The sequence below is a fragment of the Bacillus sp. SRI_025 genome, from assembly GCF_057592095.1.
Genome location: NZ_JBYEGB010000002.1, coordinates 756,903 through 778,955, shown reverse-complemented (window position 1 = coordinate 778,955; position 22,053 = coordinate 756,903). Strand labels below are relative to the sequence as shown.

At 40.5% G+C, this 22,053-nt stretch carries 23 protein-coding genes and 1 pseudogene; 7 read left to right on the top strand and 17 right to left on the bottom strand.

Annotated features, from left to right (window positions below):
- Positions 1–4 precede the first annotated feature (4 nt).
- From AC20OE_RS09050 to AC20OE_RS09025, 6 genes are all read right to left on the bottom strand, one after another.
- Entirely contained in the window at positions 5–439 is a 435-nt protein-coding gene (locus AC20OE_RS09050; RefSeq protein WP_039179382.1) for a BrxA/BrxB family bacilliredoxin, read from the bottom strand.
- Positions 440–520: 81 nt separating this feature from the next.
- Positions 521–2,197 (bottom strand): dihydroxy-acid dehydratase, encoded by a 1,677-nt coding sequence (ilvD, locus tag AC20OE_RS09045; RefSeq protein WP_024422739.1) that lies wholly within the window; start codon positions 2,195–2,197, stop codon positions 521–523.
- Positions 2,198–2,504: 307 nt separating this feature from the next.
- Positions 2,505–3,641, bottom strand: a complete 1,137-nt coding sequence (locus tag AC20OE_RS09040; protein WP_487268804.1) for a conserved virulence factor C family protein — start codon at positions 3,639–3,641, stop codon at positions 2,505–2,507.
- A 30-nt stretch (positions 3,642–3,671) separates the two neighbouring features.
- Positions 3,672–4,295 carry an HD domain-containing protein gene (locus AC20OE_RS09035; protein ID WP_487268803.1) on the bottom strand — a complete coding sequence of 208 codons (624 nt, stop codon included), beginning with the start codon at positions 4,293–4,295 and terminating at the stop codon, positions 3,672–3,674.
- Position 4,296: 1 nt separating this feature from the next.
- On the bottom strand, positions 4,297–4,779 hold the full coding sequence (locus AC20OE_RS09030) for a glutathione peroxidase (RefSeq protein WP_041085791.1): 483 nt from the start codon (positions 4,777–4,779) through the stop codon (positions 4,297–4,299).
- 74 nt (positions 4,780–4,853) lie between these two features.
- Positions 4,854–6,536, bottom strand: coding sequence for a formate--tetrahydrofolate ligase (locus AC20OE_RS09025; RefSeq protein ID WP_039179394.1), 1,683 nt, complete (start codon positions 6,534–6,536; stop codon positions 4,854–4,856).
- Between the two features lie 139 nt (positions 6,537–6,675).
- On the opposite strand from AC20OE_RS09025, the gene metA reads away from it, so the two are divergent.
- Positions 6,676–7,584, top strand: coding sequence for a homoserine O-acetyltransferase MetA (gene metA, locus AC20OE_RS09020; protein ID WP_058838889.1), 909 nt, complete (start codon positions 6,676–6,678; stop codon positions 7,582–7,584).
- Positions 7,585–7,811: 227 nt separating this feature from the next.
- Complete coding sequence (locus tag AC20OE_RS09015) at positions 7,812–8,963, top strand: diglucosyl diacylglycerol synthase (RefSeq protein ID WP_024422744.1); 1,152 nt, start codon at positions 7,812–7,814, stop codon at positions 8,961–8,963.
- A 33-nt stretch (positions 8,964–8,996) separates the two neighbouring features.
- Here the strand turns inward: AC20OE_RS09015 and AC20OE_RS09010 are convergent, their stop codons facing one another.
- Entirely contained in the window at positions 8,997–9,698 is a 702-nt protein-coding gene (locus tag AC20OE_RS09010; protein ID WP_059377768.1) for an AIM24 family protein, read from the bottom strand.
- A gap of 263 nt (positions 9,699–9,961) precedes the next feature.
- Here AC20OE_RS09010 and cspD point away from each other — a divergent pair, with 263 nt between their 5' ends.
- Positions 9,962–10,162, top strand: a complete 201-nt coding sequence (cspD, locus tag AC20OE_RS09005; protein ID WP_024422747.1) for a cold-shock protein CspD — start codon at positions 9,962–9,964, stop codon at positions 10,160–10,162.
- A 51-nt stretch (positions 10,163–10,213) separates the two neighbouring features.
- On the opposite strand, the gene AC20OE_RS09000 is transcribed toward cspD, so the two are convergent.
- The 3 genes from AC20OE_RS09000 to AC20OE_RS08990 form a co-directional block, all read right to left on the bottom strand.
- Positions 10,214–10,396, bottom strand: a complete 183-nt coding sequence (locus tag AC20OE_RS09000) for a hypothetical protein (RefSeq protein WP_039179402.1) — start codon at positions 10,394–10,396, stop codon at positions 10,214–10,216.
- 169 nt (positions 10,397–10,565) lie between these two features.
- On the bottom strand, positions 10,566–10,748 hold the full coding sequence (locus AC20OE_RS08995) for a zinc-finger domain-containing protein (RefSeq protein WP_024422748.1): 183 nt from the start codon (positions 10,746–10,748) through the stop codon (positions 10,566–10,568).
- 1 nt (position 10,749) lies between these two features.
- Positions 10,750–11,421, bottom strand: coding sequence for a ribonuclease H family protein (locus AC20OE_RS08990; protein WP_144464540.1), 672 nt, complete (start codon positions 11,419–11,421; stop codon positions 10,750–10,752).
- A 94-nt stretch (positions 11,422–11,515) separates the two neighbouring features.
- Here AC20OE_RS08990 and AC20OE_RS08985 point away from each other — a divergent pair, with 94 nt between their 5' ends.
- Genes AC20OE_RS08985 through AC20OE_RS08975 form a run of 3 tightly spaced genes read left to right on the top strand, consistent with a single transcriptional unit; the run spans position 11,516 to position 12,770 of the window.
- Positions 11,516–12,205, top strand: a complete 690-nt coding sequence (locus AC20OE_RS08985) for a queuosine precursor transporter (protein ID WP_041085802.1) — start codon at positions 11,516–11,518, stop codon at positions 12,203–12,205.
- Position 12,206: 1 nt separating this feature from the next.
- Positions 12,207–12,602 (top strand): reverse transcriptase-like protein, encoded by a 396-nt coding sequence (locus AC20OE_RS08980; protein WP_039179411.1) that lies wholly within the window; start codon positions 12,207–12,209, stop codon positions 12,600–12,602.
- 42 nt (positions 12,603–12,644) lie between these two features.
- Positions 12,645–12,770, top strand: a complete 126-nt coding sequence (locus AC20OE_RS08975) for a hypothetical protein (protein WP_003215584.1) — start codon at positions 12,645–12,647, stop codon at positions 12,768–12,770.
- Positions 12,771–12,974: 204 nt separating this feature from the next.
- Here the strand turns inward: AC20OE_RS08975 and AC20OE_RS08970 are convergent, their stop codons facing one another.
- The 7 genes and pseudogenes from AC20OE_RS08970 to AC20OE_RS08940 form a co-directional block, all read right to left on the bottom strand.
- A complete protein-coding gene (locus AC20OE_RS08970; RefSeq protein WP_366203807.1) occupies positions 12,975–13,862 on the bottom strand; it encodes a 5'-3' exonuclease in 888 nt (295 codons plus the stop codon).
- A 277-nt stretch (positions 13,863–14,139) separates the two neighbouring features.
- Entirely contained in the window at positions 14,140–14,403 is a 264-nt protein-coding gene (locus AC20OE_RS08965) for a YpbS family protein (RefSeq protein ID WP_041085809.1), read from the bottom strand.
- A 41-nt stretch (positions 14,404–14,444) separates the two neighbouring features.
- A complete protein-coding gene (gene dynA, locus AC20OE_RS08960; protein ID WP_366203808.1) occupies positions 14,445–18,041 on the bottom strand; it encodes a dynamin GTPase in 3,597 nt (1,198 codons plus the stop codon).
- A gap of 133 nt (positions 18,042–18,174) precedes the next feature.
- The gene (locus AC20OE_RS08955) at positions 18,175–18,261 is read right to left on the bottom strand and encodes a Fur-regulated basic protein FbpC (protein ID WP_226340839.1); all 87 of its coding nucleotides are present in this window, start codon (positions 18,259–18,261) and stop codon (positions 18,175–18,177) included.
- Positions 18,262–18,346: 85 nt separating this feature from the next.
- Positions 18,347–18,856, bottom strand: coding sequence for an isoprenylcysteine carboxyl methyltransferase family protein (locus AC20OE_RS08950; RefSeq protein WP_034623498.1), 510 nt, complete (start codon positions 18,854–18,856; stop codon positions 18,347–18,349).
- Complete coding sequence (locus tag AC20OE_RS08945; protein ID WP_126681662.1) at positions 18,853–19,953, bottom strand: type III polyketide synthase; 1,101 nt, start codon at positions 19,951–19,953, stop codon at positions 18,853–18,855. The genes AC20OE_RS08950 and AC20OE_RS08945 overlap by 4 nt, the downstream gene beginning before the upstream one ends.
- 328 nt (positions 19,954–20,281) lie before the next feature.
- Positions 20,282–20,625, bottom strand: a pseudogene (locus tag AC20OE_RS08940) (transposase); the annotation flags it as partial.
- A gap of 425 nt (positions 20,626–21,050) precedes the next feature.
- Here AC20OE_RS08940 and AC20OE_RS08935 point away from each other — a divergent pair.
- Positions 21,051–21,899: a polysaccharide deacetylase family protein gene (locus AC20OE_RS08935; protein ID WP_366203809.1), complete on the top strand. Its 849-nt coding sequence runs from the start codon at positions 21,051–21,053 to the stop codon at positions 21,897–21,899.
- Positions 21,900–22,053 lie beyond the last annotated feature (154 nt).

Genomic DNA, 22,053 nt, shown 5'->3' with positions numbered 1-22,053 from the left:
TGTATTAGCAATGTTTTTCGAATGCAGATAAGACGTTGTTCATGATGTCTTCCATTTCATGACCTTCAATTTCGTCACGCGGAATAAAATGAACAAGTTCATTTCCTTTTAAAAGTGCCATAGATGGAGACGATGGCTCTTCGCCTGTGAAGTATTCTCTCATTTTTGCCGTTGCTTCCCTGTCCTGGCCAGCAAAAACTGTGACAATTCGATCTGGCGTTTTTTCTGCCTTCATCACAGCTTGAGTAGCAGCTGGACGTGCTAATCCGGCAGCGCACCCGCATACAGAATTGACAACCACAAATGTCGTTCCTTCTCTTTCTTGCATCGTTTGTTCTACTTCTTCTTCCGTTGTTAGTTCTTGAAATCCTGCACTTGTCAGCTCTTGACGCATCGGTACAACGAGCTGGCGCATGTATTCTTCATATGCCATTGACATAAAAAAGCCCCCTCTATAATCCTTATGTTGTGAATAAAGGATACTATAGAGAGAGCCAATTTTCAAATGTTCGATATCAGATTAAATTTTCATGATTCCGCCTGTATTGGCTGATGTCACAAGTTTTGAATATCTAGCAAGATAACCTGTTTTTACTTTTGGCTCAAAGCCTTTCCAGTTTGCTTTTCTTCTTTCCCATTCTTCCTCTGGGACATCTACGCTTAAAATGCGCTGCTCGATATCGACAACGACATGGTCACCATTTTCAACAAAGGCAAGCGGGCCGCCCTCAGCTGCCTCTGGTGAGACGTGTCCAATAGACAATCCGCGAGAAGCGCCGGAAAAACGTCCGTCTGTAATTAAAGCAACCTTTGGTCCAAGTCCCATACCGACGATTTGTGAAGTAGGTGCAAGCATTTCAGGCATGCCAGGTCCGCCTTTAGGTCCTTCGTAGCGAATGATGACAACATGTCCTGCTTCTACTTTTCTATTAATGATGCCTTCAAGGGCTTCTTCTTGGGATTCAAATACGATCGCAGGTCCCTCATGGCGTGTGATCCCGTCTTGTACCCCGCCCGTTTTAATGATGGCTCCATCTGGCGCAAGGTTTCCAAATAAAACGGCTAAGCCGCCTTTTTCAGTAAATGGCTTATCAATTGGATAAATGACGTTATAGTCTTTTACCTCATGTCCCGCAATGTTCTCGCCGAGCGTTTTCGCAGTAACGGTCATTGTATCTAAATGAAGAGCGCCTTCTTTTTTAGACAATTCATTTAGTGCCGCTGTAACGCCGCCTGCTTCATGTAAATCCTCAATATAAACATCTGAAGCTGGAGCAAGTTTCGATAAATGAGGCACACGTTCTGCTACTTCATTGATACGTTCAAGTGAATATTCAACACCTGCTTCATTCGCAATCGCCAATGTGTGAAGAACAGTATTAGTTGAACCACCAAGAGCCATATCTAATGCAAATGCATTATCAATTGCTTTTTCAGTGACAATATCCCGTGGTTTAATATCTTTTTTGATGAGCTCCATGAGTTGTTTTGCAGACTTCTTCGCAAATTCTCTTCGCTCTGGTGATGTCGCCAAAATTGTTCCATTTCCAGGAAGAGCAATCCCGAGTGCTTCTGCTAAGCAGTTCATTGAGTTAGCTGTAAACATACCTGAACAAGATCCGCAGGTTGGACAGCCAAACTGCTCTAATTCATTTAATTCCTCTTCATTGATTTTACCTGACTGGTATGCACCAACACCTTCAAATACAGAAGAAAGAGAAATTTTTCTGCCATCACTTGTTCTACCCGCTTCCATCGGTCCGCCGCTCACAAAAACAGTCGGGATATTCACGCGCATCGCTGCCATCATCATTCCTGGTGTGATTTTATCGCAGTTAGGAATACAAACCATTCCATCAAACCAATGAGCAGATACAACGGTTTCTACAGAGTCAGCAATGATTTCACGGCTTGGCAATGAATATCTCATCCCGATATGACCCATGGCAATTCCATCATCGACGCCAATCGTATTGAATTCAAATGGAACGCCGCCAGCTTCACGAATGGCTTCTTTCACAATCTTCCCGAATTCCTGAAGATGGACATGTCCTGGGACAATATCAATATAGGAATTACATACGGCAATAAATGGCTTGCCGAAATCCTCATCCTTTACCCCCGCTGCTCTTAGTAAGCTTCGGTGAGGTGCTCTGTCGATTCCTTGTTTAATCATATTACTGCGTAGTTCTGCCATCTGTTTAAAAAGCCTCCTATACTACAAGTCTTGTTGACTGCATGATTTTGAGTTGATTTTATTTTACAAATTTTCTGTTTATTTAGCCACCTATGAATGACTGATGACTAACATGGCTGCTGAAGCAAGCGCTCAGCAAGGTTCGTGTCATAAAATCTGACCTCCAATATTCTATATTGGTACTACTATATAGAGTTTTTTCGCATATTTCAACAATATTCAAAATAATTTTTCTAAAAAAATTTTTCTGTCTATCTTTTTTAGAAAAACAAGCTGCTTTTCATTGGCAGCTTGTTCATTTTTCTCATCATTCTGATGCATTCTTTCTACTTTCTGTCATTTGCTTCCACACAGAGCCTTTCGCTTCTTCTCCATGCTCAATGCGCTCAATCGCCATTTTGACTTGAAGACTGACTTCAAACTCAGGGTCTTGCTCTGCTTCTTTTAATGCTTCAAGTGCCGTTTCGTCCCCTTCTTCATAAAGGAACATAGCTGCACGCCAGCGGACGAGCTTACTCGGATCCTTTAATGCTGCGATCATGGCTTCTATAGCGCTAGGGTCACCAAGGTCAGAAATACAGTCACCAGCCGTTCTGCGGACTGTCACTGTTTTGTCCTCGAGCCCCTTATATAAAATAGGCAGAATGGCAGGATCCTCAATCATGCCAGCATTCACAACGGCTTGTCTGCGAATAGACGTTTTTGGATCCTCCATTGCTTTCATTAAAACAGGTATATCCTTTTGCTCTGGCTGCATTTGCTCTAAATGGGCAAAACGTTTTTTCCAATCTTCCTCTTGCAGCATGGCTTCTGTTACATCATATGCTTTTCGGTTCACCTGTCTATCTACAGCTTCCTGCCCTTCTTTTACTGCCTCTGTTAATCGGGCTAAACGCTCATCATCATAGGCTGCTTGCAGCTCCTCTGTGACTTCCTGACCGATATCAGCAAATTCCCCAAAACGAACGCCGTGTTCTTTCCACACACGTTCAAACACGACATTGTCTGAGCTGCTTCTAAGCTTTAAAATGGCTGCTTGAAAACGGTCAGGCATGCCAAACCGCTCTTCTCTTTCACCGTCTGACAGTTTGACCTGCATCGGAATCCCATTAAACATTTGGACAAACACTTTCACTTCACCAAATGTGTCATCGCCTGACTGCGATCCTTCCTGAAGGCCTTCTGTTTCTTGTCCAAAGGCTTCTCTGACCTGCTGTAAAATACCCTGCCAGTCAAACTTTGCATTTCGCTCGACTGCTAAGAAATCTGCGACATGATAAACCCCTTTTACACCTTCAATGCTTAAAATACGCTTGATCATTTCTGGGGCTTCGTCTTTTTGATCCTTTTTGTAGTTGTTGCTTTTACCGCCGGCAAGTGCTTCTGTCAAAATAACCTTCATGGTATTCGGACTTGGCGTCGGTTCTATGGCTGTTATTTTCATTGATATATCCTCCTTACACACATAAAGACCCTACTCATCTGTAAGGCCGCATTCTTCTTTCCATTTCTTGATAAATAAACTCATCAATTCATGCCGCTCATCAGCAAGCTGCTTCCCTGCACGAGTGTTCATCAAGTCTTTTAATTTGAGCAGTTTTTCTTCCATATGCTTTAGCACAGAGCCCTGCTGCGTGTCCTTTGTATAATGGGGCTCACCTGTTGCGCCAGCATACGTAAAAACTCTAGCGATACCGCTTGCTCCTATCGCATCCAGCCTATCCGCATCTTGAACAATAGTCCCTTCTAACGTCATCGGCCTAAACTGCTTATGCCGGTGACGAAAAGACATCGTTGTAATGATGTCCATGATGTAGCGGATATCCCTCGTATCCAATTCCCACAAAAGGAGCTGGTGCTCAAGCTGCTCCTTAGTGACTTTCCATTCACTTGACAGCTTTTCATCAATGAGATCATGTACAATTGCCGCCATTTCGATGATAAAGAAAGAGCCGCCTTCCTGATGTGCAATATGGACGGCAAGCTGGCGCACACGAGCAACATGAGCCGCATCGTGTCCAGTTGGTTCATCCTTCAGCCTGTCTGAAACAAAGGAGGCAGCTGCCTCCAATTGTTTTCGCTGCATGACTGTCAGCATCTTATTTGTCCAACAGAGCGATGATTGAGCTTTCTAATTCTTTTGGTGGCGTTTTCGGGGAGAACCGTTCAGTGACTTCTCCGTTTTGGTCCACGATAAATTTGGTGAAATTCCATTTCACTGTTTTTGTCCCAAGCACACCTTTCGCTTCACTTGTTAAATGCTTGAACAGCGGGTGCGCTTCTTCGCCATTAACATCTACTTTCGCAAACATTGGAAAGGTCACTCCATAATTCAAAGAACAGAATTCTTGAATGGCTTCTTCTCCTTCTGGCTCTTGGTTCATAAATTGGTTACACGGAAATCCTAAAATTTCAAGGCCCTTTTCATGATATTGATCATATAGCTCTTGTAATTGTTTAAATTGAGGAGTCAGTCCACATTTGCTTGCTGTGTTGACAATAATGAGCACTTTTCCTTTGTAATCTGCCATCGATTTTTCCTGACCGTTAATGGTCTTGACCTGAATATCATAAATTGACATCTCATAGCCTCCTAGGATTCACTTTTTCCTATCGTAACATGCTTCTTTTAGAAAATCGCTTTTTATGCTCCCGTTTAAAAGAGTCCTGTCACACTGCCGTCTTCTAATAAATCCATTTCGAGAGCCGCAGGTTTTTTAGGTAATCCAGGCATTGTCAAAATGCTTCCGGTTAAGGCCACAATAAATCCTGCTCCTACAGATGGCTTTAACTCGCGAATCGTAATGGTAAAGCCTTTAGGTCTGCCGATTAAAGCTGGATCATCCGAAAGAGAATATTGTGTTTTTGCCATACAAACCGGCAAATGAGCCCAGCCGTTTTCCTCAATGGCAGCCAGCTGCTTTCTTGCTTTGGATGTGAGCGTGACCCCATCTGCCCCGTAAACCACTTTGGCCACTTTAGATAACTTTTCTTCGATGGAATCGTTCTCTTCATACAAATAGGTAAAGTTGTTCTTTTTCTTTTCAATGAGTTCCGCTAGTTCCTCGGCAAGAGCTGTCCCGCCTTCGCCTCCTTCTTCCCATACATTCACGGCTTTAACTGGATGGCCATGTTTGCCGCACCAATCTTCTATCGCTTGAATCTCTTCTTTTGTATCCGTAATAAAACGGTTTACCGCGACAATATATGGAAGACCAAAAGCTTGCACGGTTTCAATATGCTTTTCTAAATTATGTATACCTTCTAAGACGGCGTGTGCATTCTCTTCTTTGAGTTCGGTTTTCTTCATTCCGCCATGCATCTTTAATGCTCTCACTGTCGCCACAATGACAACTGCACCAGGTTTGAAATCACCAGCTCTTGTTTTAATGTGAAGGAACTTTTCTGCTCCAAGATCTGCTCCAAATCCAGCTTCTGTTACGACATAATCAGCTAATTTTGCTGCCATTTTGGTTGCAATTAAACTATTGCATCCATGTGCGATATTGGCAAAAGGACCGCCATGGACAAGTGCTGGGGTTCCTTCAATCGTTTGAACCAGGTTCGGCTTGAGTGCGTCTTTTAAAAGTAACGTCAGGACACCTTCATATCCAAGTGCTCCCACTGTGATTGGCTCGCCTTCTTGATTATAGGCAACAACAATAGAAGAAAGACGGTTTTTTAAGTCAGATAAGTCTTCTGCTAAACAGAGGATCGCCATCATTTCGGAAGCAACTGTAATGTCAAATCCGTCTTCTCTAGGATACCCATTTAACTGACCGCCAAGTCCGACAACGACTTGTCTTAATGCACGATCGTTTAAATCAAGCACCCTCTTCCATACAATGCGGCGCGTGTCGATGCCGAGTTCATTTCCGTGATGGATATGATTATCAATAAATGCAGATAAGGCGTTATGTGCAGATGTAATGGCATGAAAATCTCCTGTGAAATGAAGATTGATTTCTTCCATTGGCAGCACCTGTGAATATCCTCCGCCCGCTGCCCCGCCTTTAATCCCCATTGTAGGACCTAATGATGGCTCACGCATCGCAATGATCGCTTTTTTGCCAATTTTTTCGAAGGCTTGACCAAGGCCGACTGTTACCGTGGATTTCCCCTCACCTGCTGGCGTTGGGTTGATGGAAGTGACAAGAATCACGTGTCCTTCTTTTTGTTCCTTTAAACGGTCAAAAATAGTCAAAGATATTTTCGCTTTTGTGAAACCATAGCATTCTAATTCTTCGTCATGTAGTTGCAGCTTTGCTGCGATGTCTTGAATTGGTCTTAGCTTAGCCTTTTGGGCAATGTCAATATCTGATAAATGCTTTGTGATCATAACAAAACGGCCTCCTTTTTTTACAGAAACAGCATTCTTTTTTGCTCTATTTTTCATTGTAACATAATTGAAACATTGAAATATCGCCAGAAAGTTCCTATAATGAAGTGAAATTAGCTTTGGTTCAGGGGGTGGCGAGTTGCCTATTAACATACCAGTTCATCTGCCGGCAAAACAAATACTAGAGAGCGAAAATATTTTCGTCATGGATGAGACAAGGGCATTCAAGCAAGATATCCGTCCTTTGAATATCGTGATCTTAAATTTAATGCCAAAAAAAATACAAACTGAAACGCAGCTGCTGAGAATGCTCGGAAATTCTCCTTTACAAGTGTACTTTACGTTTTTGATTCCAAGTACACATACACCGAAGAATACGTCGAGAGAGCATCTAGATGAATTTTATACGACCTTTGAAATGATTCGCCATAAAAAATTTGATGGAATGATCATCACTGGCGCACCAATTGAGCACTTACCTTTTGAAGAAGTTTCTTATTGGAAAGAGCTGCAGGACATTTTGGACTGGAGTAAAACCAATGTGACGTCTACCCTTCATATTTGCTGGGGTGCACAGGCAGGTTTATATCACCATTACGGGATTGAAAAGATCAAGCTTCCCGAGAAAAAATTTGGTGTATTTGAGCATATTGTGAAAGAGAAAAAAGAAAGATTAGTCAGAGGTTTTGATGAAGTATACTATGTCCCACATTCTAGGCATACAGATATTAATACAGAACAATTAAAAAACACGCCGAATTTGAAAGTCTTGAGTATGTCTGAAGAAGCAGGTGTTTGTTTAATTGTTTCAGATGATGATAAACAAGTATTTTTAACTGGACATCCTGAGTATGATACAGATACATTGATGCAGGAATATGAAAGAGATTTGTTGAAACATGATACAGTCCAAAAACCTGTCCACTATTTTATAGAAGATGGTGACACATTAATCCCAGTAAATCGTTGGAAAGCCCATGCAACCTTATTGTTTATGAATTGGCTTAATTATTATGTTTATCAAGAAACACCATACGTTTGGGAATAAAATAGACTGTGGTCTGATGATAAATCGTCAAAATGTGTTAAAATACAAATGGCTCTGTCTTCCATTATCAATTGAATCTGTTTGTTTTTTAAAATTAGTTTAATTCTTTCGTAACGAATGATATGCTCTAACTGTTTATATGTTATCTTTATGTATATGTAGACCTATGAGATTAATAGTTTCGTACGAAGTTTTGTTGTTGTTGATTACATTTGAGGTGAATATTCTTGAATACCAATAAAAAAATATTAATCTTGACCGCAAATTATGGAAATGGACATATGCAGGTAGCAAAAACACTGTATGATGAATGCAAATCCCAAGGATTTGAACATGTTGTAGTTTCTAATTTGTATCAAGAATCGAATCCCATTGTGTCAGAAGTGACTCAATATTTATACTTGAAGAGCTTTTCCATTGGGAAACAATTTTATCGCTTGTTTTATTACGGTGTTGATAAAATTTACAATAAACGCAAATTTAACATTTATTTAAAGATGGGAAATAAGCGTCTCGATGAATTAATTCAGTTACACAATCCAGATATCATCATTATTACATTCCCGATGATTGTTGTACCAGAATATCGAAACAAAACAGGTAAAGTGATTCCGACTTTTAATGTCATGACCGATTTTTGTCTCCATAAGATTTGGGTACATGAAAACATCGACCGATACTATGTTGCAACCGATTATGTGAAACAAAAATTAGTGGAAATCGGCACACATCCAAGCGATGTCAAAGTGACAGGTATTCCTATTAGACCACAGTTTGAAGCCGACGTGCCAAAATCGATGATCTATAAAAAATATGGATTATCATCCGACAAAAAAGTACTTCTTATCATGGCTGGTGCTCACGGTGTACTAAAAAATGTGAAGGAATTATGTGAGGCGCTGCTTCTCGACAGTGAAGTACAAATTGTTGTTGTATGCGGAAAGAACGCCGCACTGAAACAATCGCTTAGCGTTCTTGAGCAGGCACACCCAGATCAATTGAAGGCGCTTGGATATGTGGAACAAATTGATGAATTGTTCAGAGTAACAGATTGTATGATTACAAAACCAGGCGGCATTACTTTAACAGAAGCAACTGCAATCGGTGTCCCAGTCATTCTTTACAAGCCTGTCCCTGGCCAAGAAAAAGAAAATGCTCTTTTCTTTGAGGATTATGGCGCTGCTATTGTCATTAACAGACATGAAGACATTTTAGAATCTGTGACCAACTTGCTGCAGGACGAAGAAAAATTAGAAACAATGAAACAAAACATGAAAAAACTGCACTTAAAACAATCTTCTCAAACCATTTTGGAAGATATCGTCGAGCAGTCAGATCTCATCATGAATAACAAAACATATGCTCGCGCATTATCATAAAAAGGTGTCCGTCATTGACGGACACCTTTTTCTTTACCCTTGATTTCCATTTGTTGTGTATACTTCTTCAAACGGCTGAACGACAACAAAGCCGCTTCCGCTAAACTTCATTTGAATGGACTCTCCGCTTCCCCTGCCAATAAAGGTTTTAAAGGAAACATCTGTCACAAATTCAGTTTTTAGATCCCCTGACCACGCAACAGTCGCATTCGGATCTGTATAAACAGAGTCACCAGGCTGAACAATGAGCGTCAGCGGCTCATAATGACTTGTGATTGCAACTAAGCCCGGCCCATCTAATTTGACATTAAATAATCCGCCTGCAAGCATGCCTGATACCTTTTTCATCAATTTGATATCCCAGCGGACAGACGGTTCAAATGCGAGCAGGTCGTTTCCATTCACAAAAATAGATTCCCCTTGGGCCAAACGGAGAATTGAGATTTTTTTGCCTTGATCTGCCACATATAATTTCCCATCACCTGTCGCCTTCATTAGTGAGGTGCCTTCTCCCGAGAGCATTTTTTTGAACATCTTTGAGACGCCGTGCTCAAAAACACCCTCACGTTCAAATTTGATTTTCCCTCGATAGGAAACCATGGAACCTGTTTTTGCCCAAATGGTGTCAGTCAAATTAATTTCTAGAAGCCTTGATGTTTCAAGTTCAAAGACCCCTTCTCCTTTATCTTCTTGCTGCGTATTCTGAATAAATTCTTCAAGTGTATAACGATTCATGATTGCACCTCTTTCTGTATTTTTTTTATATACGGACAAGCTGCACGTTAGGTTCCGAAAAGGACGTTTTATTTTTCATTGTTATTCACCAAAAAAACAAAAAAATCAAACATTCTGCTCAAAATTTGGCTCGCCTGCTTGACGCGTTACTTTTGATGGTGTATAGTGGAACCATCATTTAACAACTGTAAAGTCGTTAGGTGATGAAAATTTTTTTTAGTATGCCCAAAAGGTGTGCTACAGTACTAGGAGGAAAAAGCAATATGCAAAACGGTAAAGTAAAATGGTTCAATAATGAAAAAGGTTTCGGCTTCATTGAAGTTGAAGGCGGAGACGATGTATTCGTTCACTTCACAGCTATCGAAGGTGACGGGTACAAGTCTTTAGAAGAAGGACAAGAAGTTTCTTTTGAAATCGTTGAAGGTAATCGTGGACCTCAAGCTGCAAACGTAACAAAACTTTAATCAACTAAATCAATGATGAAACGACAAAATAAAGAGAGGCATATGCCTCTCTTATTTGATTTTCAGCTGAATTTCAATGGCTAAAATATTTTGCTTCAGTCGTTGTTCAATTTCAGAAATATCTTTTTCGAGAAAAGGTCTTCCCTTCTTTGCTACATCTACTAGCTGCTCTAGATCGCTGTATACCTCTTGAAATGTTCGATGTAATACCGTTTCGAAATCCTTATTATTCATGCCGGCCTTCCCCTTTTCCTCTATTATCCGTCACTTAGTCAAAAAGTAACTCAACCAAAACTTTCTATAGTTATATCGGCTCATTTTTCAGAATATGTTCTTTTTTAACACATTCTATCCGTTTTTTTTCACGAGCGGATGTTTGAGTAAGGAAAACCGGGGCAGCCGCTTACTTTTTAAGCAGCGTCTGTCCGTATTCTTTTATTTTCTCTCCTACTGTGCATTGCTGAATACAAAAGGAGTGGGCGTATTTTTTGCCATATTCTTTTCGAAAGTGCTTCTTAATCAAGCAATCTGAACAATACGTGTCTTGGAGATCCGTCAATTCTTGTACTGCTGTTTTTTTATCCACTTTATTCAGCTCCGTCTGCTTCTAATTTCAATTTACTTTCAATTGGGACGTCTGCAAGTATCTGCCTTGCAAGCTGATCCGCTTCTGCATTTTGTTTACGATCGATGACTTCATATGTTGGCGTAAGCCTCAGCTCCTTTAAAGCCGCTTCAATCCGGTCGAGCCATTTGTTATGTATATCATCATAACAAGGCCATTCTCCTTTTAATTGATTCATGACAACTAATGAATCGCCTCTAATCGTGACAGAATTTCTGCTTGCCCCGAGGTCTTTCAAAGCTTTTACTGCCTCAAATAAAGCTGCATACTCCGCTTCATTATTGGTGATTCCTTGAAAGGGCTGATTTTTTCTCAAACGATAAGTATCTTCTCCGAGCTTATAGTAGACGACAACCCCAAGGCCAGAGTCGCCTGTTTCTTTGTGAAAACTTGCATCAAAATAGACCTGAAGCTGATCAGGTTCAAGCTTTAGTTCTTCATTTAGCTTTTCAAGTTCTTTAATAGACCACATCGCTCCTTTTTCATCTTCAAATGATAGGAGTGACTGTGGTTCTTTTTTGTCGATATGTTTTGCTAAAAGCAAGGCCTCTTTTAGCTCCATCCAATCTTCTTGGAAAAAAGCAATGGACCCAATCGATTTCACTTTCATTGTATAGTGCGCTCTTAATTTCATTGATCACATCGCCTTCCCGTGCTTTTAAGGTAAACGTTCGTTATGCTATAATCAAAAAGTTACATTTTACAATGAGAAAGGAAGTTCATGTCACTTGTTTAATGAAGGTATTTGGATCTTATTTGCGATCATTAATTTTATCATTGTTCTTCTATTTTATAAAGGATTTGGCAAGATGGGCCTTTTCGTCTGGATTGGCTTTGCGACGGTTGCTGCAAATTTACAAGTGGTCAAAACCGTTGAATTGTTTGGCTTAACGGCAACACTTGGAAACATTTTATATGGCAGTGTGTTCTTTGCAACGGACGTATTGAATGAAAAATATGGACAAAATGAAGCGAGGAAAGCTGTCTGGATTGGCTTTGCCACCCTTTTAACGTTAACCGTTGTCATGCAGGAGGCTTTGCTTTTCCATCCCGCTCCATCCGACATTTCTCAAACATCGCTCGAAACGATATTTGGCTTTATGCCAAGGGTCGCACTTGGCAGTCTTGCTGCTTATATCATCAGTCAAATGTTAGATGTTTATGTATATTCGTTTATTCGCCGGATATTTCCTTCCGATGGTGCGCTCTGGGTGCGCAACGCTGGAAGTACGATGATCAGCCAGCTGCTTGATACACTGATCTTCACAACCATTGCCTTTCTTGGCACCTATCCATTTCATGTATGGATCGAAATCTTCATCACGACTTATGTGATTAAATTTATCGTCGCCGCGATTGGGACACCATATGCGTATGCAGCGAAAAGAATGGTTCCGCTTGATGAAAGGGTGAAATAAATTGCCAGCTGAAATATACATTGATGGTGCTAGCGCAGGAAATCCAGGTCCTTCTGGCATCGGCATTTTCATTAAATATGATGGAAAGGCTGAATCTTTCTCGATTCCTCTCGGATCAATGAGCAATCACGAAGCAGAATTTTCCGCTCTCATTGAAGGGATGAAAATCTGCGTAGAAAAAGGACTGCGTTCCGTTTCGTTTCGAACAGATTCACAGGTAGTTGACCGTGCGGCCAATGCAGGATTTGCTAAAAATCCAGCCTTTCAGCCTTTTATAAAAGAGATGATCGAGCTTCAACGGCAGTTTGATTTATTTTTCATTAAGTGGATTCCAAGCAAGGAAAATCAAGTAGCTGATCAGCTCGCTAGAAAAGCGATTCACCTTTCTAAAGGATGAATCGCTTTTTTTCGGTTATGCTAATGTATGAGGTGATACTGATTGGATAAAGAGAATAAAGGTCGTGTCACAAATGGGACAACCCCTCAAGGTGATGCGCAAACAAAAGATAAGCAGCCACTATCTCAGCTCGAAAATAGAGCGAAGAAAAGCAATACAAAAAGATGACCTTAGAGATCAGCTTAGCTGATCTCTAACAAAGGGCTAAAATGATTTTTATTTTAGCCCTTTGTCTTCTTTTCAGCGTGATAGAAAACCTTTGCAGCCCTAGGAAGGGCGAGTACCGGAGCGGAGCGAATTTGACATCCGTGAGCACCGGAGCGCAGACCTGACAACGAATGCGAGGGTTTGTCTTTACGCTGAGAGATCGGCTTAGCTGATCTCTATTTTACTTAATCGATTCACCATCGGTTCAATTCCTTTGATTTGATGGTAACGCAGCATGGCAGCAGCCCGTTCTTGATTGATGTTCATCTTCGTCTCATCAATTGGACAGCTCAGCGGGACATCACATTTGATCTCTGCCAATAGACGGGAGAGCTTCAAATCTTCTAATCCTGCTTGCATTTTCTTTTGCTGTGCGGCCGTTAGTTCATGAACATTTTCTAATAATCCATCAATGGTTTGATATGTTTGAATAAATTTTAATGCTGTTTTTTCTCCGATTCCTTTGACGCCTGGGTAATTGTCACTTGAATCCCCCATAAGTGCTTTCATATCGATCAGCGCCTTTGGAGAGATGCCCATTTCCTCTTCAAATAAGGCTTTTGTATAATGTTTATAGTTCCCGATCCCTTTTTGCATCAAAGCAACAGTCACTTGTTCATTCAATATCTGCAGCAAATCTCTGTCGCCAGTTAGAACCGTCACACGTGCTTCATTCTGATAGACTGCTGCCAGCGTACCGATACAATCATCTGCCTCAAAGCCTTTTAAACCAACGTTTACAATTCCTAGTTCTTCTGTCGCTTCTTTTGCTAAATCGAATTGCGGAATGAGCTCGACAGGCGCCTCTCCTCGATTTGCTTTATAATCTTGAAACAATTCATTTCGGTATGTTTGGCTTCCCATATCCCAGCAGCACACAATATGAGTTGGCTCAAATGTCTGAACAGCGGTTAATAAATGCTTCAAATAGCCATTTACTCCATTCGTCGGGACGCCGTTATCATTTATCATAAAATTGCGATGGACAGCCGTTGCATAGAACGATCTGAACAGAAGCGCCATGCCATCAACAAGCAGTACGTGTTTATTCATTCTTATAAACTCCCTTTTTCAAAACAATACTCCTATTCTATCACAGAACATAGAATTCGACATAAAAAAGGCGCCCTCTTCTTTTGGAAAAGAAGTGGCACCTTTGGATTATTTTTGACCGTATTGCATTTTTTTCGATTCTGCTTCTGCGTAGGATGGCATCTCTTTTTGTTTCGGGTTACGCTCATCCTGCTTTTTTGCATGCTGCTTTTTTTCCATCATCATTCCCCTTTCTCGGTTCACTTGTTAAGATGACCAAAAAAGAGAAAGTTACTCTTTACTTCTGTTTTCTTTCGACATACTCCCTGACCATATCAATCGTGACATGCTTACGCAGCGGAACAATACCGCCTCGTGCAAGCTCATTCATCTTTGAAGTAATCGCATTGATATCGTCAGTTGTAAATGGTTCGTTTTGCTCACACTTGAAAACTGCAGTCTCTATTGCCTGCTCTCTTTTCTGCTCAAGCGCAAGAAACGACTTGATATGAGCATTCTGTTTTTGTGAATGTGCCGAAATCTCTTCGTGTACGCTCGTCATTTTTTATCAACTGCTTTCTTTTTTCTATAGTCTATCATGAATCAAATGGTTTTCAACTGATTCTTCCATTCATTTGTCTGCTTGTATACTTGTTCTATCATCGCCTGCTCTTTCGCATCTGTCGTCAAGCTCATGATAAATGTTTGTTTTTGTTCATTCAGCTGTTTAAGCGCTTCTGTCTCATATCTTTCAGTAAAGGTCTTCACCATCATTTCGTATCTGCTCTGTAATTCTTCTTTTTCTTTATCTGCCCATTTCGTCGTTACTTGGAAAAGGACATCTCGAATCGCTTCAATAAACGCTGCCTTCCCGTTCTGTTCAAAGAAAGCTTTCGCTGATTTTTGCTTCTTTAAGAGCGGCTCAAACGGCGTTAGGTCCGCTTCCACTTCAATTTGTTTCAGCTCTGCATTTTTCTCATCTGGCGGCGACAGCCGGAGAGAAAAGTAAGGATCTTCTGCACACGCAGCCTGTAATCCTTTCTCCCACTCCTCTTTGAAATATTGAGTGATAAACGATTCCATTCGAATATCAAGCGCCTTAAGCTCCTGTACAAATTCAAATTCATAATCCTTTAGCGCCTGTTCAAGCGCTTTTTTCAACTCCTGCCTGAAGTCCCCTTGAGATATTCCAGGATAAAAGGCTGTCTTTAACAGATCATTTGCATAAAGTGACAAGCGCTGAACAATGTGGTAAAGCTGTTCGTGCAAGTCCTTTTTCACACTTTCTGTCACTAGCTTAGATCGTTTAATATGGCTCATTTGATCAACGATCACTTCATAGGATGTGTCTATCTTTTTCTTTTCCGCTTGCTTTTCATCTTCTGACTGATGCAGCGTCTCATGCAGCTTGTCGACTGTTCTACATAATGTACTCGCTTCAAAATACAGCAGCTCAATCGCATCTTTCGTTAATTCTTCCTCAATAAAATAGTCGAGCTGTGTTCTAAGCTGTGCATACTGGTTATAGGGCGACTGAACCTTTCCTTCGATCTCTTCCTTACTGGATACATGATGAAGGTTTGGCTGCCGGATGCCTTCTTTTGTGAGCTCATTTTTCACATAGTCAAAGACGGTTTCAAGCTCTGTTTGATCCTTTGCGAGGTCAGCTGCATTGATAATAAAAAACATTTTATCCATGCTAAATGAATCTTTTACAAGCCCGAGTTTACGTAAAAATGACCGGTCTGCTTTTGAGAAAGAATGCTGGTAGTAAGTTAAATAAAGAAGGGCATCAGCATCCTTCATATATTGAAAGGCAATCTCTGTATGACGTTTATTCATACTGCTGGCGCCTGGTGTATCAACAATCGTCAGTCCTTTATCTGTTAAAGGTGTACTTAAATACACCGTCACTTCCTTCACCACACAAGAAACAGCCTCTTCTGCCACATATGGCTTTAATTCTTGCAGGGTGACATTGTGCGGCGTTTGTTTTTGAATGGACTCACGGAACTTTTCATGAGCGTTTAAAAAATGTTCAACAATGATGCGGTGATCCTGTTCAAGCGCTCTTTTTTTCAGCGTTCGTTCGAGTTTGGCTTGAAACGTATCTCCCTTTTCTTCTGTTATAGAAAAACCGAGAATTTGATCGAGCTCTTCTAATATTTCCTGCTCGGTTTTGAACACCACTTTCACACTTTCATGCGGATGGTCTTCTGTCGGCCGCGTCAGCTTATTGATCGTGGCCGTCGTTGGTGTAGGAGATGATGGCAGCACCTTTCTCCCAACTAGGGCATTGGCAAACGACGATTTCCCTGAACTAAAAGCACCGAATAAGGCGAGTGTAAATTCCTTCGCTTGAAGCCGCTTTGTTCGTTGTTCAAAGGACTTTCTTTGAGACTGAAGCGCGTTTAATGGCATTAACATTTGAGAAAGCTGCTCAAACTGGTCAATCGACTGCGCTGTCGTAATATGCTGTGATTGACGCATTTGATCAAGCTCTGTCTGCTGCTGATTTTCTTTCTCGCTTTCTTCCGCATGAGTGGACGTATGATTCTGATTTAGCTCGTCATGCTGCATCCGATGTTTTTTCACATAAAACCAATCATCTGTGATCTGCTCATTTGTTCCGTTTTGCCAAATATCCCATATATGCTCAATATCTCTTCTGATTTGATCATTTTTTTCCATGCTTTGCTCCAGCGCTTGGAGCTCCTGTGCTGCCTGGGCCCATTTATCTTGCTGTTTTCCCTTTTCATTCATGAGCTGGGTTTTCAGCGTCTCAGTCATTTGTTCAATTAATGGTATTGCTTTCTGTTTGGTCTGTCTTTTCAGTGCTTCACCAGCATCTTTTGCATATTGCAAAACGTATTCATTTGAAAATGTCGCACCATGATGGATGACGTTTTCAAGCAGTGATTCTTCCACAGGTGTTTCAAATGCCATCACTTGATTTAATAGCTCTTCACCAAGCTGATGTTTCTTGACTTCTTTTTTGAGCAGCTCAGCAATATGCCAGTCCACTTCAGCTTTCATTCTTGCTTTGACATCTGCTAAGAAATCGTTCGCCCGCTTTTCTTTTTCATGCTCAGTTTTATTTTTAGCGAACAGCAGTCCTACCTTAAAGCCAGGTGCTTTCGATTCAATATAGTCACTTGCAAGCTCTCTCATTTTAAATGGGGTTAGGTTTGCATTTTTTAAAATATTCTCGACTTCAAAAGACACTTCGTCTTCTAACTGTTTTGCTCCATTTTCAATAAAGCTGCTTTTCGCTTCAAGTTCCTTGACTTCTCTTCTTTTTTCTTGAAGCAGTGAATCAAGATCCTCTTCTTGCAGCTCTTCTTTTAATGAGTCAATATGTTCTTTTAAAACATTCTCTATTTTCTGCTCGGTATAGGCGCGAAGTGATGCTTTCGGCAATGTTTGTAATTCTTGCAGTTTCTCGATTAAACGAATCATTTCGTTTCTTGGATGCGACTCATCGGTTACAGATGTAAAGTATAGATGTTCTTCTTCAATGCCCTCTTTAAGAAGCATATCAACTACTTGATTTTTGTAGTCTTCAAACGCTGTCTCATGCTCATCATGTCGATCGACTTGATTTACGATGAAATAAAGATTTGGCACTTTCTCTTTAATGGAGCGAATGAAACGAATGTTTTCTTCTGAATGAACATGGTTGTAGTGCACGACATAAAAAAGAGCATCTGCTTGATGAAGAATAGACGCGGCAGATAAAAAATGGGTATGATCCGTTGAATCAATTCCAGGCGTATCAATCAGTGCCACCTTTTCTTCCAATCCTCTATAGTCCCCGCTAATTTCCACCATTTCAATCTGTTCCCCGTCCTTACAAAAACGCTGAACTGCTTCTTTATCATAAGAACCGCTCATTTTTGCAAAACGGCCATCTGAGGTGTGAAGCTTTACTTCACTCTCCCCTTTCCTCACGACGACCAAGTTTGCACTTGTTGGAATCGGACTCGTTGGCAGGATGTGATCATGAAGCAGATGATTCACAAGTGATGACTTTCCAGCTGAATAGTGACCGGTAAATGCGATATATACTTCTTCTTCTGCTTCCTTTTTGATAATCGATGCAAGTTTGGCTGCGCGTTCATGATCATCCCTTTTGAGAAGGCTTTGATATAAAGCACCTGTAGTTTGAACGAGCGAATCTCGAATAGACAAGTCTTCCATGACGATAAACCCCTTTGTTTTTAGAAAAGTCAGTTATGTATGTGATACCATTTTACACAAAATCAAGAGATTTTTCTTCTGATCTGAGGAAATAAAAAAAATCTGCTGCCCGATCAGTCGCAATTGACTGCGATCAGGAAGCAGATTTTTTAGAAACACCTTTTAATACGAAGCCAATTAATAGGCTGTATACACAGACCGTACCGAGTAAGAAAACCATTGTCATGTGATCACCGTCCATCCTTCGTGATTGAGAATGCTTATCATTAATGAAAGTGTATCACAATTGATAATGATTTTCAATATTAATTTAACAAATACTGATTGAGCGCTTTCTCTTCTGTTTGAATTCTCACAGCCATCATCCATGCATTTAAACATGTGAACAAAATGGCGGTAAAATAGGCATTAAATAAAAGCGGGATCAGCATAAGCTCAATCGCCACCACGACATAGTTAGGATGCTTTAACCAGCGATAAGGTCCTTTTTTCACCATCATCGCATTTGGTACAACTAAAATCTTTGTATTCCAATACGTTCCAAGAGAGCATAATGCCCAATATCGAATAACCTGTGTAGCCAGCAGGAAAACGAGCAACACAAGAAAATAGCGCGACGGCGGCCTGTTTAACCCCCATACCTCAACCATGAGTGAGAGAAAAAAGCCCGCATGCATAGCGACCATATAAGGATAATGACTTGCACCAAATTCAATGGCACCGATCGCTTTCACTTTCTTTTCATTTCTTTTAGCCACAAGCATTTCAATAAGCCGCTGACACACGAAGAAACCAATGACGAGCCAAATGATCATGATATGACCTCCTCCCATTTCATGAGCAGCAGCTCTGATGAAAATCCCGGACCAAGCGCTCCGCAAAGACCGATATCTCCCGCTTCAGCGGATTGATGTTCAAGATAATGCTTGATCACATACAAAACTGTGGCAGAGGACATATTTCCGTGTTGTCTGAGTACTTCTTTTGATGAAAAAAGCTGATCTTCTTGTAAGGATAGACTTTTAATATAGGCATCGATCACTTTTTTCCCTCCAGGATGGGCAAGAAAAACCGATAGTTCTTCTACAGAATACTCTTGCTTCTCTAAAAATTGATCGACTTGCTCTTTTAACCAGCCGGAAATAATGGAAGGAATGTCACGGGAGAAAATAACCTGAAAGCCGTCACTTGTAAATTCCCAGCCCATCACATCCTCAGACTCTTTCATTGTGACAGATTGTGTACCAATCACTTTAGGGACTGTTTTTAGATGGGTGTATTCTGATACACCTTTTTCTCCAGTTAAGAGTACCGCTGCTGTCCCGTCTCCGAACAAAGATGTACCGATTAAATTGCTTTTTGATTGATCTTGCGGCTGAAAGGTTAAACTGCACAGTTCGCAGGCGACAACCAGTACCTTCGCTTCTGGAAATGCCCTTATGTATTCGTAAGCCCGGGTCAACCCCGCCGCTCCGCCCCCGCATCCTAAGCCCCAGATCGGCACTCGTTTCGTATAAGGCGAAAAAGGGAGAACGTTCATCAGTTTTGCATCAAGGCTTGGTGTCGAAAGTCCGGTGCTTGAAATAAAAAACAATGCATCGATTTCTTCAAACGGAATCGGTTTTTTCAGGAATGCCTTCTCATGAAGACAGTGTATGACCGCTTCTTTTGCATGAGCCAATGCTTTTTCCAAATAGAGGTTGTTTTTCTCCTCAAAAGAGTGGTGCGTCTGATACCATTCAATTGGCTGCACAAACTGTCTGCTCTCAATTTCTCCGTTTTGAAAAGCTCTGAGCAGCCGGTCGATATCTTTAAACGATCGTTTAAATTGGGATCTAGCAAAATCAGCCGCCTTTTTCTGATCCACATGATGTTGTGGCAGACTCGTTCCAACAGAAAGAATGTACGCCATCGGCTTCACCTCTTTTTTCGATTAATATCCCCTATCGAAAAAAGGATATACATGCCAAAACGTCACAATTCAGTCAAAATATTTTCCTTCGTCTAACTTTTTGTCTTGACGACAATTGATAAATATTGGATAATATAGGTGAAAACATGATGTAGTTTTCCTCCTTCACAGGTTCGTTCTAAGCCAAGCGAACCTGCTTTTTTTATGCAAAAAAACACTTCTAAAAGAGAAGTGTTCAGACCGTAGAACCCCCCCTTTTACTTTAAATGAAAGTGGGGTTTTCACTATAATTATAAAGGGTTTACGCTGGACATAGTGTTTTCCATGTCTAGTTAGCTAATTTTTTAAGATTCATGGCAGCGAGAGTAAGCATCGCTTGCATTGAAATTTTTTTAGTACACGAAGTTTCGTCCAACGCATACTATGCTTTTCTTTTGCATCCGCAAAGACGCGTTCTTTATTTCTCTCCGCTTTGCATAGTTGCTTTTATTTATTTCAGTGAGTCTTAGGTAGTTTGCTTCATCTAGTCTTGCCAAATATGCGATGAATTTGCTTGGTATGATTTTGACTTTGTGTACAGTTATCTAGAAAAGAACTAGTTTTACAAACCTCTGTACCGGACACATATTGTTTAAATCCTTCTCTAGTCGTTGTACGGTAAGAGAGAATTTGCCGATATCTTCTTTATTTTGTAGTGGTACGAGCTTTTCTCTATTGTTTTTTGAGATTAATCGCCTCTGTCTCCACTTTCCACATAAGCACCCTTTTTTCAATGAAATCGTCATTATACAACACTTTCATAAAGAATCTCCCTTTCGCTTCGAATTAATGGTCACATCTGCTGCTATCTTAGCGTATAAATATTAACGTTTCGATCATTATTCAGAATGATTTTATTTAAACATGAATGGATCACCCTTTTTTTGCTGATCAACACAAAGTAACAACCATAAATTTCTAATTCGTTTGAATTTTCTATATAAAAAGGATTTTTCCTACTATATACATAATCAATATGTGTACCAAGAAAAACAGTGAAAAAAGAAAGAATCTACAACATGGTTCGGCTCAAAATTTAATTGACTGGAGTGATTGTAATGAAAAAGGTTTCCAAAAAAAAGACACCCTACAACATGATACTTCTCTCAAAGGTAATTGGTTTAGTGCTTCTTACACTGTTTCTCTTTTTTATCTGGGATATGTCTAAACCCCATTTGCAGGCGACAAATGGGCAAGCAAAAAATGTTGCCAGCAATGATTTTCGTGACACAGGTCTGAAAGCAAAAGATCAGTCTACAAGAACATTGGATACACATTTTAAGACCAATCCAAACCAACAGGCAACGAATAAAACAGTCTTTTTAACATTTGATGATGGTCCTTCTGCTACATCAAATCAGCTGTTAAATGTATTAAAAGCACATCACGTGAAGGCGACGTTCTTCATGCTTGGACCGCAAATCCAAGCACACCAATCAGCTGTGAAAAGACTTTATCAAGAAGGACATCAATTAGGTCTTCATGGCATGACGCATGATATAAACCTCTTTTATCAGAACAGCGAGTCTCCCGTAAATGAAATGAGAGAAGCTCAGCGTATTCTTGCCTCTGTTACAGGCGTCTACAGCCGTCTTGTAAGAACCCCCTATGGCAGTGTTCCAAATTTAACATATCATCAAAAAGTACGTTTAAACCAAAATGGCTTTATTTACTGGGACTGGACGATTGATAGCCTTGACTGGAGATATAAAAACTCACAATATGTTCCAGAGGTATTGAATCAATTGCAAATGTTTGAGAATAATAAACCATGGGAACCAAAAGTTATATTAATGCATGATCAACCCTCTACCACAAACTATTTAGATAGCCTGATTATACAACTAAAAGCAAGGGGCTATACATTTGCAGTCATTAACGAAACAATGCCGCCGGTACAGCATTAATAGTGCTAATCACAAAAAGCCCGTATCCAAAAGATGCGGGCTTTCAGCTTGTAGACAAACCCTCACACGCTCCTTCCTAGGATCAAAGGTTTTTTATCAAGCTAAAAAGAAGACAAAGAGCTAAAATAAAAGGTCATTTTAGCTCTTTGTCCAT

Coding starts and splice junctions, on each gene's coding strand:
- AC20OE_RS09050 (WP_039179382.1), bottom strand. CDS start 439: ATGTCAATGGCATATGAAGAATACATGCGCCAGCTCGTTGTACCGATG.
- ilvD (WP_024422739.1), bottom strand. CDS start 2,197: ATGGCAGAACTACGCAGTAATATGATTAAACAAGGAATCGACAGAGCA.
- AC20OE_RS09040 (WP_487268804.1), bottom strand. CDS start 3,641: ATGAAAATAACAGCCATAGAACCGACGCCAAGTCCGAATACCATGAAG.
- AC20OE_RS09035 (WP_487268803.1), bottom strand. CDS start 4,295: ATGCTGACAGTCATGCAGCGAAAACAATTGGAGGCAGCTGCCTCCTTT.
- AC20OE_RS09030 (WP_041085791.1), bottom strand. CDS start 4,779: ATGTCAATTTATGATATTCAGGTCAAGACCATTAACGGTCAGGAAAAA.
- AC20OE_RS09025 (WP_039179394.1), bottom strand. CDS start 6,536: ATGATCACAAAGCATTTATCAGATATTGACATTGCCCAAAAGGCTAAG.
- AC20OE_RS09010 (WP_059377768.1), bottom strand. CDS start 9,698: ATGAATCGTTATACACTTGAAGAATTTATTCAGAATACGCAGCAAGAA.
- cspD (WP_024422747.1), top strand. CDS start 9,962: ATGCAAAACGGTAAAGTAAAATGGTTCAATAATGAAAAAGGTTTCGGC.
- AC20OE_RS09000 (WP_039179402.1), bottom strand. CDS start 10,396: ATGAATAATAAGGATTTCGAAACGGTATTACATCGAACATTTCAAGAG.
- AC20OE_RS08990 (WP_144464540.1), bottom strand. CDS start 11,421: ATGAAATTAAGAGCGCACTATACAATGAAAGTGAAATCGATTGGGTCC.
- AC20OE_RS08970 (WP_366203807.1), bottom strand. CDS start 13,862: ATGAATAAACACGTACTGCTTGTTGATGGCATGGCGCTTCTGTTCAGA.
- AC20OE_RS08965 (WP_041085809.1), bottom strand. CDS start 14,403: ATGACGAGCGTACACGAAGAGATTTCGGCACATTCACAAAAACAGAAT.
- dynA (WP_366203808.1), bottom strand. CDS start 18,041: ATGGAAGACTTGTCTATTCGAGATTCGCTCGTTCAAACTACAGGTGCT.
- AC20OE_RS08955 (WP_226340839.1), bottom strand. CDS start 18,261: ATGGTTTTCTTACTCGGTACGGTCTGTGTATACAGCCTATTAATTGGC.
- AC20OE_RS08950 (WP_034623498.1), bottom strand. CDS start 18,856: ATGATCATTTGGCTCGTCATTGGTTTCTTCGTGTGTCAGCGGCTTATT.
- AC20OE_RS08945 (WP_126681662.1), bottom strand. CDS start 19,953: ATGGCGTACATTCTTTCTGTTGGAACGAGTCTGCCACAACATCATGTG.
- AC20OE_RS08935 (WP_366203809.1), top strand. CDS start 21,051: ATGAAAAAGGTTTCCAAAAAAAAGACACCCTACAACATGATACTTCTC.